This is a genomic window from Bacillus sp. F19, assembly GCA_023823795.1.
In the GTDB taxonomy this organism is placed as follows: domain Bacteria; phylum Bacillota; class Bacilli; order Bacillales; family Bacillaceae; genus Bacillus_P.
In genome coordinates this window covers 310,986-324,127 of sequence record CP085710.1, presented here as the reverse complement: position 1 = coordinate 324,127, position 13,142 = coordinate 310,986, and the positions used below count along the sequence as shown (strand labels likewise).

At 43.1% G+C, this 13,142-nt stretch carries 10 protein-coding genes; 4 read left to right on the top strand and 6 right to left on the bottom strand.

Annotation, left to right across the window (positions count from 1 at the left end; genetic code table 11):
- Positions 1–10 precede the first annotated feature (10 nt).
- From LIT25_01845 to LIT25_01820, 6 genes are all read right to left on the bottom strand, one after another.
- Complete coding sequence (locus LIT25_01845; protein ID USK34189.1) at positions 11–2,194, bottom strand: transglutaminaseTgpA domain-containing protein; 2,184 nt, start codon at positions 2,192–2,194, stop codon at positions 11–13.
- Complete coding sequence (locus LIT25_01840; GenBank protein ID USK34188.1) at positions 2,191–3,309, bottom strand: DUF58 domain-containing protein; 1,119 nt, start codon at positions 3,307–3,309, stop codon at positions 2,191–2,193. The genes LIT25_01845 and LIT25_01840 overlap by 4 nt, the downstream gene beginning before the upstream one ends.
- A 101-nt stretch (positions 3,310–3,410) precedes the next feature.
- Positions 3,411–4,373, bottom strand: a complete 963-nt coding sequence (locus tag LIT25_01835; protein ID USK34187.1) for a MoxR family ATPase — start codon at positions 4,371–4,373, stop codon at positions 3,411–3,413.
- 209 nt (positions 4,374–4,582) lie between these two features.
- Positions 4,583–6,685 carry a hypothetical protein gene (locus tag LIT25_01830; GenBank protein USK34186.1) on the bottom strand — a complete coding sequence of 701 codons (2,103 nt, stop codon included), beginning with the start codon at positions 6,683–6,685 and terminating at the stop codon, positions 4,583–4,585.
- A gap of 13 nt (positions 6,686–6,698) precedes the next feature.
- The gene (locus LIT25_01825) at positions 6,699–7,637 is read right to left on the bottom strand and encodes a DUF1672 domain-containing protein (protein ID USK34185.1); all 939 of its coding nucleotides are present in this window, start codon (positions 7,635–7,637) and stop codon (positions 6,699–6,701) included.
- A 320-nt stretch (positions 7,638–7,957) separates the two neighbouring features.
- Positions 7,958–9,007, bottom strand: a complete 1,050-nt coding sequence (locus LIT25_01820; protein ID USK34184.1) for an NAD(P)/FAD-dependent oxidoreductase — start codon at positions 9,005–9,007, stop codon at positions 7,958–7,960.
- A gap of 222 nt (positions 9,008–9,229) precedes the next feature.
- Between LIT25_01820 and LIT25_01815 the strand changes: the two genes are divergently transcribed.
- The 4 genes from LIT25_01815 to LIT25_01800 all read left to right on the top strand — a co-directional run bounded on the left by LIT25_01815 (position 9,230) and on the right by LIT25_01800 (position 13,010).
- Entirely contained in the window at positions 9,230–10,075 is an 846-nt protein-coding gene (locus LIT25_01815) for an ABC transporter ATP-binding protein (GenBank protein USK34183.1), read from the top strand.
- Entirely contained in the window at positions 10,026–10,940 is a 915-nt protein-coding gene (locus LIT25_01810) for an iron-hydroxamate ABC transporter substrate-binding protein (GenBank protein ID USK34182.1), read from the top strand. The genes LIT25_01815 and LIT25_01810 overlap by 50 nt, the downstream gene beginning before the upstream one ends.
- A gap of 67 nt (positions 10,941–11,007) precedes the next feature.
- A complete protein-coding gene (locus LIT25_01805) occupies positions 11,008–12,006 on the top strand; it encodes an iron ABC transporter permease (protein ID USK34181.1) in 999 nt (332 codons plus the stop codon).
- Positions 12,003–13,010: an iron ABC transporter permease gene (locus LIT25_01800; GenBank protein USK34180.1), complete on the top strand. Its 1,008-nt coding sequence runs from the start codon at positions 12,003–12,005 to the stop codon at positions 13,008–13,010. Before LIT25_01805 ends, LIT25_01800 begins: the two co-directional genes overlap by 4 nt.
- The last annotated feature ends 132 nt before the right edge of the window (positions 13,011–13,142 follow it).

The following is a 13,142-nucleotide window of genomic DNA, read 5'->3' as shown; positions in this document are numbered from 1 at the left end:
TGTCATTCGGTCAAGATGATATCTTTTTAATTAAATTTTCCCACAATTCCTTTGATTTTATCCATTCTTCCTTCGAATTGTCTCCTCGGTAGAGAGACTTTTCGTAACTTGCTGTCAGTTTGGTCATATCGCGTACATCAAAAAAGGAATCAACATACCTTGCATAGTCCCGCAGTGTCTGTCCCTCCTGACGCTTTAATCCATAACGCGCAAGCTGCTTTAACAGTGCGACATATGCATCACCGTACACTTTTTCGTCTTTTCGGTGCTTATAGGTGTACAAGATCAAATATGGCATCCACCTTAACCTGGTTTTATATAAAATAAAGACAATTATCGCAGCCGCTATCAGGATAAGATAGAAGGCCGTACTTCCAATTTGTATGGAAAATGGCCATGAACTGCTGTTTGAGCTGCTTGACTGCGGAGTTTTGTTTTCCTCAGGGACAGGCTCTTTCTCAGGCTGGGATTGTTCCGGTGTTTCCGTTTCTGCACTTTCCTGAGAATCCAAGTTAAACGTAAAATCATATGGATTTGAAAAGCTTTTGGTCGGTTCAAACGGCACCCAGCCTATCCCGCTGAAGTAAACCTCTACCCATGAATGAGCATTATTGTTCGTAATTTTGTACTCTTTCTGATTCCCGCCAAGGTTTTGGACAAACGCTCCGTCTGAATACCCTTTTACCCATCGTGCCGGAATATCTGCAGCCCGAAGCAAAACAATCATCGAGGTCGAAAAGTTATCACAGTATCCCTTGAAGGTTTCAAAAAGAAATTGATCCACGTAATCCTCTTCACCTCTTGGCACAGCAACGTCTGTCGTTTCATACGTAAACTGCGACCCTCCTAGGTAGGTTTCAATGGATTTCGCCTTATCATAGTAATTATCGTTATCAGACGTTAATTCCAGTGCCAAATCCCGCACCCGCTGAGGAAGCTCCTCAGGCAGCTGGGTAAAACGCGCCCGGATATCCTCCGGTACACCATTATTTGATGAAACCTTACGGAGCTCATCAATTTTAAAGTCCGGAAACTTATAGGCTGCCTCATACGATCCAGGAGAAAAGTTCCCTCTGTTCTCTGCCAGACGCGGCGTCATAAGTTCCGTAAGAGGATTCACGTCTAAAGATGAATCCCGCGGAAGAGTGATGGACTTAATTCCGGCAGGATATATGACATGGTCATACCGGTATCGATTATCAATCTCTACACTTGCTGTAAGCGGGACAGTTTCTACCCCTTCTTCCGTCGATGAAATGGTGATGTTTTCAGGATCCATTTGAACAGATTCTGCATCAGAATCTGAAACATCCCAGCCTTTACCCGTGTATAAATCCTTTGTTTCCACTCTCCAGTAATGACGGTCTTCGGCAACCGCAGTAAAAACAGGGGTATCATCAGCGACAAAAGCTCCGCCAAGCTGTTCGTCATTAGGACCATAGCCAATTTTATTAACCGTGCCGTTCGGTCCTTCCTCCGAGCTCCCATATGCCGTCAAATAAGGAACAGGATCAGGCCATTGCGGTTCGGATTTTGGAGAAAGAATGCCGACCAGCACGGCGCAGCCGATTAAAGCGGAAAGCGGCAGCACCCACTTTATCGTCATATAGCGCTCTCTTTTAATTCTTTCAAGGATTTTAATCCTCTCCAGATAAAGCAGACCGATTAAAACAAAGCCAATGACGACAATTCTTACAATGGCAAAGCTTGCATCATATTCCGTAAACGTATCAAGCACCGTCACATAGACAATCGTGATGATAAAAAAGAACATGATGCGTTTTTGAAAGATGATCCAGTAATTAATCAAATACACAAGCAGCCATAAAAGGACAAAGAACAGGAGTGTGCGGAATGGTGATGAAATCTCTATCCAGCTTCCTTCCATCATTAATGCTGCATTATTACTAATATCTCCTATTAAAAACCCAATCCATGCAGGACTGAAAAAAGAACCCTCAAAAAACAAAAGATGCTGGACAAATAAAATGTAAAAGATTTTAACTAGAGCCCCTATATACCAGCGAGCCTTAATCGATATAAACAAAAAGCTGAGTCCAATAAAAAGGACAAACACCACAGTATTCCCTGTTTCCGTGAAGTCCTGCAGCGGCCTTAGCCATTCCCACAGCAGCAGGAATGTAAATCCATAGTAGATGTAGGCGGATGTCTGTTTTTCAAAGTTTTCGCTCACTGCGTACTCACCTCTTTGAATGCATCTTCAAATCTGCCTGCACTAACTGCTTTTATCATAATCCTTCGTTTCATCAGACGTTCTATCATCACTTTTTCTTCACTTGAGATCCTTTCTCCTTCTCTCTTAATGAGGAACACAAACGTTGAGTGATTCCGACTTCCAATGAGTTCAAGTTTTCTGACTAAATCGAGTGACAGGCTCGCCGTTACGAGCAACGGCGTCACATTTTTTGATTGCCAAACCGGCAGTTCGCTTTCCATTACATCTGCAAAAGAACGCCCGCTGTCACAATCCACTTTTGCCAGGTGATAGTAAATCTGCTGCAGGTGCCGTTCTGTTTCCTGCAGGGAGAACACTGTTTTTTCCTTTCCAACGGAAACAAACCCCATTTTGGCCCCGCTTTTAATAATCGCTCTAGTAAGCGAGGCGGAAAATGTAACGATTTCTTCAAAAGCATCCGACTTTACCCGGTCCATCATGAGCACGACATCATGACTTTGCATTTGTTCAAACTCTTTCGTCATGATGCGGTCTCTTCTTGCTGTTGCCTTCCAGTCAATCCACGAAAAACGGTCACCAGGCTGATACTCCCTTATCCCGATTGCCATTGTGGTATCCTGCCAGAATTTAGCTTTAGAATTTGTTGATCCCTGTTCAAACTGCTTCTCATGTTGCCGATAGGTTAAGTCTACCGAGTGGGGATAAACGAGGAAGTAATTTTCTGATTCAAATATCATCTCTTTATCGATAAGGCCAAACAAATCTCCCGTTCGGACCCGGACTTCAGTAAAGCGGTGCTCGCCCCTCGGCATTCGCTTCAATTCATATTGCATGGTGATCGTCTTCTTAAACCATGGGAACAAAAGCTTTTTCGGTTCACTCATTAATTTCTGCGCGGACAGTTTCTCCGGCAAAATGTCTTCTACTATTAAATAGAACAATGGAAAAGGAACGTTCCTTTTGATCGTGATTGTCCCAATTAACTTTTCCCCTACTAAAAATTGCTCTTGATTGATGGATCGTGTGACTTGAAAGCTTCTGATTGGATATATGGCAATCAAAAGCGAATAAATGGAGATCGGCAGAAAGCTGTAAAATAAAAACCAGCTCACAAATCCTCCCTGAAACATGGCATATGCATATGTGACAGCCGTAAAAAACATAAGGCTCACGAGCTTCCAGACATAGCGGATTTTAAGAAAAAAGGATTTCATTAATTGCTCATCGACCTTTGCACCGGCACAGAAGTTCTTGAAATAATTTCAGAGAGCAGCTGTTCAGCCGATTTCCCTTCATATTTCGCTTCTGATTTTAGGATCATCCGGTGAGGAAGCGTATACGGGGCCAGATATTGGATATCATCCGGTATGACATAGTCACGGCCATACAGGAAAGCAAAGGCTTGTGCGGATTTCATAAGTGCGATGGATCCGCGGGGACTTGCACCTAAGTAAACGGAAGGATGTTTGCGCGTCTTTGTGACAAGCTCGACTATATATCGTTTCACTGTCTCATCTACATAGATTGACTGTATTTCTTTTTGAAGTTCTACTAATTCTTCTTTTGTGATGACAGCCTGTATATGGTGAATCGGTCTTTCTTTTTCAGCGAGGTTCAGAATTTCAAGCTCTTCCCCTGGAGTTGGATAGCCCATTCTGATTTTGAAAAGGAAACGGTCAAGCTGGGCCTCAGGAAGCGGATAAGTGCCTTCGTATTCAATCGGGTTCTGTGTTGCCATGACAAAGAATGGACGCCCAAGGGATTTCGTTACACCATCAACCGTAACATTCGCTTCTTCCATTCCTTCTAATAACGCGGATTGGGTTTTAGGCGACGTACGGTTAATTTCATCGGCAAGGACGATATTTCCCATAATCGGACCCGGACGGTATTCAAATTCCAGTGTTTTCGGATTATAAATAGAAACTCCTGTTACATCAGACGGCAATAAATCAGGAGTGAATTGGATTCGTTTAAAATCTGCTCCTACCGATTTGGCAAGAGATCTGACCATCATGGTTTTCCCGACACCAGGGACATCTTCAAGCAAAACGTGGCCTTCAGCCAATATGGCAACCAGACTGAGCACTGCTACATCGCGTTTTCCGACCATGACACGTTCTATATTTTCAATCACTTTACCTAGTTTAGGATGCATCGTTTCATTTTGAGCCATACTATTCCTCCTAGAACCATTTATCGATAAGTTGCTTAACTATATTAGAGTTCGGAACGAAGCGACAAAATCCTGTTTCTTTTTACATTTTTAATCTTTTCTTAACAATAACACGGAACCTTTTGCATAAACCAAATGTCAGCACATTCGCAGCAGATTCATGGAAAAAGCCGCTTCACTGGATTGAAGCGGCTTTCATGTCTACGCTTTTAGTTCATAGTCCCGCGGTCGACCTGCTCTCCCAGGATACCCATATTGGACGTCACCTTTTGAGAAACGTCGCAAAGGGCCTCGATAGCATTTGCTTTGTTTTGCCCAAGCTGTTTAACTACATCTGTAAACGTCATTTCCATTTCTCTGAGAATGGCGAAGGCCGCAAGATTGTATAATTGGACATTCGCATAACTCGTTGTATTGAAAATGGCTTGATCAAGGTATGGGCGGAAATTTGAAACTAGGGATGAAAATTGAATCATCAGCCTTTCCGCCCCATCTCTGATCCCTTCAACAGTAGCAGCCATCTCATCCAATGGTTTAAGCGTGTTATGGACATAAGCAGTAATCTTATCATCAAAATCCGTAAAAATGCCGATTAGTTTTCCCGGCAGTGTGTGGTTCATTCCAAGGTTTGCTGCTCCTTTTATCGCTACAGAAATACCCTCAAGAGTCATTTCAATAAACTCTGCGAGCGTTTTTAAAGCAACGATGAACGGAAAAACCTTTATATATGCAAAACTCTTAAATGCAGTGAACGCCACATCAAGCTGCACCTCTTTGATGCGCATGCCCACTTTCAAATAAGGAGATTCCTCTAAAACAAAGGATGTTGTTTTTTGGACAGGACCTGCTTCATCTGCTGCCTCTGTCCCGGCTCTTATGCTTCCCCCTATTGAATGATCTCTGCTCTCAAATGAATCAGCTGTGCCATTTACTTGAGCTCTGAATTGTTCAATATGTTCAACGAGTTTATCTTTGTTTCCATTTATTATGTCAAAATGAGCTCTAAACTCTCCTACTACCGCATCATACCAAAGTTCCGTTCCACCTTTGAACAAATCTGGAATCAGATCAGAAATCATGTTCCCAAGCATTCGAGAGAGCCCGTCTACTTCATCCCTCATCTCATATAGCTGATTCCTGGCTTTTCCGAATAATCCCTCTACACTGACATCAACATTAAACATGTGCTCCACAAGTTCCGCCGGTGGGGAATTTAAAACAGAGTTAAGAGATCTGCAATAACCTTCCGCGCGCTCCAGCAGAGAAATCAGATCATCTATTTCTCCTTTTAAACGGCTGCCTGCAGATGTAATCCCAATAAAAAGAGGATCACCAATCGAGTTTTCAAATGACTCCTCAAAAATATGCTGCAGCATGGAAATCCGTTCATACAGCCTGCTTCCCTCATCTTCAATAATTTCTACAGAATTTGCGAGATAATCTTTTGCTGTTGCAATCCTTGCCTTTACCTGACTGTCTATCCTTTCAGCAAGCACGATGAGATTTTCTTTATTGATCTCAATGTAATCTGTATTTCCTCCATAGAGAGGACTTCCGGTCCAGAGGCTCGTCACAATATGTGCATCGGCATCTATAAAGATTTCTCCCGCTCCTGGCTGCCCTGGCATCCCAATTTTATAAGATTGAGAACCGTCATCTTTTCGTAAATACCCTGTATGGTTTGTCCCTAAATGTTCAAACGCAGGGACTGGGATTCCATTGAAAATTTCATACTGATGGCCGGGAATTCGGGAATGAAGGTCAAGACCAGACAGTCCTTTTGTTAAAGGGTCATAGCTGCTGAAGTAATTTGTAATATTGCTGTATTCCATGTCAGGTTCCATCATGCCTGCAGGAAGGAGGGCAGGATTCAGAGTAACTGCTTTTACATCAGGGTGTTCAATGGCGACTGACCCCACAAGAGCTCCGCCGAGGGAGTTCCCTGACATCGACTTGATTCCGCCGGCACTCTGATATTTCTGATCCATTTCATTGAAGTAATCTCTGGCATCAGCAATCTGAGCCGGTGTCAGATCGCTCATTAGTTGAACATCTGTCAGGATATCCTGTTTTTGTCCAGGGTCTGTGCCGACGTAGACGACAGTGACTTCTTTATTTTCCATGTTTAAAACTGTTAATGCATTCAATCCCGTTGCTTCATTATTCTTTGTATTCAATACTGTATAATTAGAATCATTTATCTTTAGTTTGGTTCTAACATCATAATTCATATAAGCATGATAGCCAGCTAATTCCATTAAGTCTTTATCACTTGTTGGCGGTGCAAAAACGTTTGTTGTAATGCGAGACATCTAATCCCCCCTTTCACTCTCTAATAATGTCATTTGGAAATGATCTCTCTAATGAATTGTCTTTGACTCCACGCGAATTTGTCTTATCTACGAGATTATCATTTAAATAAACACTATAGGAGCCTTTAGGCAGACCTATTGTCTTTTCAATACCAGAAACGATTTTGTCAAATACTGCTTTGTCAGGTTCAGCGTTTTTATCTTCCATATAAAGATAAACCGTTGTAATAATATCTTCTGGCTCATACATATCTTTGCTGTAAAAAGCCTTCCATTCCTCAGAACTTTTTTGAGGATCTTTCAAATATTCATCAAAAAGAACGTCAAACTTATCTCCTGCAGTATTTATATAATAATACGGGGTGCTAAATCCTCCAGCACGTACTTTCTGTAAAGCCTCTCCAGTAATACCGGTTACCGGATGTTCACTTACTGCTTTTTCCATGTATTGATCAAGAACAGCTATCTCCTCATCAAAAATCATAGCGAATAAGCCAGTCATGATCGCATCTTCTACCTGACCTTCTTGAGACCCAACCTTATCAGTTAGAATCTTCTCTTCATTTACATCAATCGGCACAATGGCAAAAGTATAAAAATGCGGCTCCCCAACGGACTCCACAAATACCGTTGCTCCGTCTACAGCTCCTACCACGTTGTGCACTTTCACCTCTGTCTTATATGTATCTTGAAAGAACGCCTTCACTGCCTGGTCAATCTCTTCACGATTAGCTTCGGCAATTTTGTCGGTCTTCTCGCCGTTATCAAGCTCATACCCTTCTCCCTTGTAATCTTGGACACTTACAAATACATCTTCCCTTTGCTTTTCTTCTTGTGCAGCTGTTTGTTTTTCAATCTCTTTTTCAGTCCCTGCGTTATTCATGTCAGAACACCCTCCGAGCATTAATGATAAACCTACGCTTGATATGATTAGTTTCTTTTTATAGTTCACTCAGTTGTCCTCCTATTGGATGGCATCGAATCGATTATTTTCTTCTATTTTATAGGAATAAGGAAGGTTTTTACATGAAGGATTGGATTGGGCGCCGGAAATAAGTCTATGCTCACAGCTGTAAGTGTGAGCGGGCGATACTTTCTAACTAGTAAAGCTAATGAACAAATGAATCTTTTGTTCTGCTAGTTTTACGTGATATCCGCATCACTATTTAATTGTATAATTACCCCATATTTTGAATTTCCAAGCATGTTGGGTGAGCTTCTGCTAAAAGAAAAAGGACTCCCCAAAACGGAAAGCCCTTTGTCAATATTTCACTACTTCATCATCTCTTTTACAAGCTCCCGGTTCCGCTCTTTAAACACCTCATTATGGGAGGACACCATTGCTGATTTGTGTGCATCTGGCTGTATATACTGCTTTGCTTTGTTTACTGCATTTGCCGCATCCTGAAAAGCTCCGGCGATTAAATGCAGCTTCCCGCTGTGCATGAGGATGTCGCCTGCAGCAAAAAGACCTTCAACAGATGATTCGCTCGATTCATTGCCGGCAATATAGAACTCTTCTGCAAGCGCAATGTTCAGCTGGCTGTTTTGAAGCAGCGCCGCATCACGTTCATACCCATGATTAATGATGACTTCATCAATAGATAGATAAGAACTTTCTTCAGTTTCATGATTCGTCAGTTCCACACGCTCTATTCTTTCATGATCATCAGATGCCATCAGCTTCGTAATGGATGTGTGGAATAAACACGAAGCTGTACTGTTCATCAGCTGCGTCACTTGTGCTTCGTGTCCTTTTAAGGCATCCTTCCGGTAGACGACATATACTTTCTCAGCAACTGGCTCTAATTCAAGCGCCCAATCAATGGCCGAATTCCCCCCGCCTGATATGATGACGGTTTTATCCTTAAAGCGCTTTAATGATTTTATAGTATAGTTCAAGTTTGAGACTTCAAATCTCTCTGCCCCTTCAATTTCGAGCTTCTGAGGATTCAGGATACCCCCGCCTACTGCTGCAATAACGGTTTTAGAATAATGTGTGCGTCCGGATGCAGCCTTCAGCACGAAAATGCCTTCTTCATTTTTTGAGATAGATTCTACTTTTTCATTCAGCACAACTTCAGGATGAAACGTTAACCCCTGTTTAACCAGCTGCTCAATTAATTGTGCTCCGGAAATGGGAGTGAGTCCTCCTATATCCCAGATCATTTTCTCAGGATACACATGAACTTTTCCGCCGAGCTGCGGCTGATATTCAATTATCTTTGTTTTCATTTCTCTCAGTCCGCTGTAAAAAGCCGAATAAAGCCCCGCAGGACCGCCCCCTACAACCGTCACATCAAATATTTCATGCCCCACCACACTCAACACTCCCTTAGCGTAAGACTCTATATTAATAGGATGGCACTTCCACCCAACGATCATTGATTATCATTCTCAATTAAATATATCGTGTTTTCTCTGTTTTGACAAGACAAACAGCTATTGACAATAGTTAAAAAGAATTATAGACTTTTCTTGTTCGATATTGATAATCATTATCAGTAATTATTTCCAATTCTTCAGCAAATGGAGGGAGAAAAAATGGTGCGCCTACTTACCGAGTCAGTAAACATTGGATATGGTGAACGTCTAATAGTAAAAGATCTTAGCGTCAGTATTCCGGATAAAAAGATCACAACCATCATCGGTCCAAATGGCTGCGGAAAATCCACCTTGTTGAAAGCGATTACCCGCATTATTTCTCTTCAGTCTGGAGACGTCGTGCTCGACGGTAAATCCATTTCTAAAGAACAAACAAAAAAACTGGCTAAAAAAATGGCGATTCTTCCTCAAACACCTGAAAGCGCCGCCGGCCTTACAGTTGGCGAGCTTGTCTCATACGGCCGTTTCCCTCACCAAAAGGGCTTCGGCAGATTAACTAAGAAGGATTATGAGGTCATTCAATGGGCTCTTGAGGTGACCGGTACAGCCGACTATAAATTCCGTCCTGTCGATTCGCTGTCAGGCGGTCAGCGCCAGCGTGTATGGATTGCTATGGCCCTCGCGCAGGAAACGGAAATTATCTTTCTTGACGAGCCTACTACATATCTTGATATGGCTCACCAGCTTGAGGTGCTTGAGCTTCTGCAAACACTAAATGCTGAGCAGGAACGAACCATTGTCATGGTTCTTCACGATCTAAATCAGGCGGCCCGCTTTGCAGACTATATCATTGCTCTAAAAGACGGGGAAATTGTGAAAGCCGGAACATGTGAAGAAGTCATTTCCCGTGATGTGCTTAAAGAAGTTTTTCATATTGACGCGGTGATTGGAAATGATCCGCGCACCAATAAACCAATGTGCATGACCTATAACCTAATAAAGGGAGCAGAAGAAAATGAAGAAATTAATGATTCCATTCCTGCTGTTGCTCTCAGTCCTGCTTAGCGCATGCGGCAATGAGGCATCAGAAGAAAAAGGCGCGGATAAAAAAGAAGAAAAAAGCACCATCACTTATGAATCAGAATCAGGTCCAGTTGAAGTACCAGCTGATCCCAAGCGTGTTATTGTCCTTTCCTCTTTCGCAGGAAATGTCATGGCGTTAGATACAAAGATTGTCGGAGTTGATTCATGGTCAAAAATGAATCCCCGCTATGAAGCTTTAGAAGGTGTTGAAGAAGTGACAGATGATAATCTGGAGAAAATCATTGAACTTAATCCGGACTTGATAATCGGCCTTTCAAACACCAAAAACATTGATAAGTTAAAAGAAATCGCTCCAACTGTTACGTACACTTACGGAAAAGTTGATTACTTAACACAGCACCTTGAAATCGGAAAACTTTTAAACAAAGAAAAAGAAGCTCAAGCTTGGATTGATGACTTCAAAAACCGCGCACAAACTGCTGGTGAAGACATTAAAGCAAAAATCGGCGAAGATGCAACGGTCTCTGTTATTGAAAACTTCGATAAACAGCTCTACGTATTCGGCGACAACTGGGCTCGCGGTACAGAAATTCTTTATCAGGAAATGAAATTGAAAATGCCTGAAAAAGTGACGGAAATGGCATTGAAAGACGGATTTTATGCCATCTCTGCAGAGGTTCTTCCTGAATATGCAGGAGATTATATGATTTTCAGCAAAAACTCAGACGGAGATACTTCATTCCAGGAGACAGACACATACAAAAACATTCCTGCAGTCAAAAACAATCAAGTATTCGAAGCGAACGCAAAGGAATTCTATTTCAACGATCCAATCTCATTGGACTACCAGCTTGAATTCTTTAAGAAAAGCTTCCTTGCAAACTAACATTCAGAAGAGGGATTCTTACTTTAAGAATTCCTTTTCCTTTATTCTAAAAAGAAGAGAATGATAGATGATGAAAACGTACTTGTTTATATTGAAAATGGCTGCAGGAATTCTCGTGTTTCTTGGCGCTTTCGCTGCAGCAATGATCTTCGGAGCTGCAGATACATCGTTAAATGATGTATGGCTCGCCATGACGGGAACAGAGCTTAGCGATAAAGCCACCATGATCCGTGAAATCCGCCTTCCGCGGGAGGTTGCAGCTATGGCTGTCGGTGCAGCTCTTGCCGTATCTGGCGCCATCATGCAGGGGCTGACGAGAAATCCTCTGGCTGATCCAGGGTTAATCGGGCTGACAGCCGGCGGTACAGCTGCGCTTGCCATTACCCTGGCTTTCATTCCAGGCGTGAATTACTTCGGCATTATGATTGCCTGTTTTATTGGCTGTGCCGTTGGAGCGGGGATGGTTTTAGGCATCGGCTCTATGAAAAAGGGCGGTTTCTCTCCTATGCGGATTGTTCTGGCCGGAGCAGCCGTGTCTGCTTTTCTCTTTGCGGTTGCTGAGGGAGTCGGGATTACCTTTAAGCTTTCAAAGGATGTTTCCATGTGGACTTCCGGCGGTATGGCTGGAACATCCTGGAGCCAGCTGCAGTTCATTATTCCAATTATTGCAGCCGGCATCCTCATTTCCCTGATGCTTTCCAGACAGCTGACCATTCTTAGTTTAAGCGAAGAGGTTGCTGTAGGATTAGGGCAAAAAACGGTCTATATTAAGGCTATTCTATTTGTTGTCATCGTTTTGCTTGCAGGCGCAGGTGTCGCTCTTGCAGGCAATCTGGCTTTTGTCGGACTGATGATCCCGCATATCGTCCGTGCAATAGTGGGAACGGATTACCGTTTCATTATTCCAATGTCAGTTGTCATGGGTGCGACATTTATGCTGCTTGCTGACACGCTGGGCAGAACCATCAATGCCCCGTACGAAACACCTGTTGCAGCGATTGTTTCCATCCTTGGCCTGCCTTTCTTTCTCTTTATTGTCCGCAAAGGAGGCCGTGATTTCACATGATTCATTCTGCATTAGTCAAAAAACAGCGAATAACCATTTTGATCTTGTTTATCCTGCTTTTAACGACCATTATTGCCGGTATGGGGCTTGGCTACGCCTCCCTCTCTTATGACAGGCTGCTTCCAGTTGTGCTTGGACAGGGTACATTTAAAGAAGACTTTATTCTCTATTCTATTCGCCTGCCGCGGATCATCATCACCATCCTAGCAGGAATGGCTCTCGCTCTATCTGGTGCCATTTTGCAGGGCATCACAAGAAACGATCTGGCCGACCCAGGCATTATCGGTATTAACTCTGGGGCTGGAGCAGCTATCGCTGTATTCTTTTTGTACTTTCCGATTGACGCAGGGTCATTCGTTTATATGCTGCCATTAGTTGCATTTGCCGGTGCCTTGCTCACTGCTGTTCTCATCTATGCTTTTTCGTACAGCCGGACTGCGGGCATGCAGCCAGTCAAACTCGTATTGACCGGGGTGGGATTTTCTATGGCTCTCTCAGGGTTAATGATCGTCCTTATTTCATCTGCTGAACGTCAAAAAGTTGATTTTATTGCCAAGTGGCTTTCGGGCAATATTTGGGGCGCAGACTGGCCATTTATTTGGGCCATTTTACCATGGGTAGGCATCCTCATCCCCTTTGCCCTGTACAAAGCAAACAGGCTGAACCTTCTCGGCATGAGTGAAGCTGTGCCAATCGGCCTCGGTGTATCCGTTGAAAAAGAAAGATTCATTCTGCTGCTGACAGCAATTGCCCTTGCAGCATCAGCCGTCTCCGTTACAGGAGGCATCGCCTTCGTCGGGCTCATGGCTCCGCACATTGCAAGGGCTCTAGTCGGACCTCGAAATCAGCTCTTCCTGCCGGTGGCCATTCTGATCGGGGCCTTTCTCCTGCTATTAGCGGATACGATTGGACGGAATATTATCGAACCCGAGGGTATACCTGCGGGGATTATGATTGCGCTAATCGGCGCACCTTATTTTATGTATTTGCTTTTGAAAAAGTAGGATAAATAGCATAACAACATGTAAAAGCTGAAGTTCTCTTCAGCTTTTTTGTTTGCATATCATACAGGGACGGTAACATAATATAGCCCCGCTCTGCGAAAAATATAAGGATAATTTCCTTTTACAAATCCT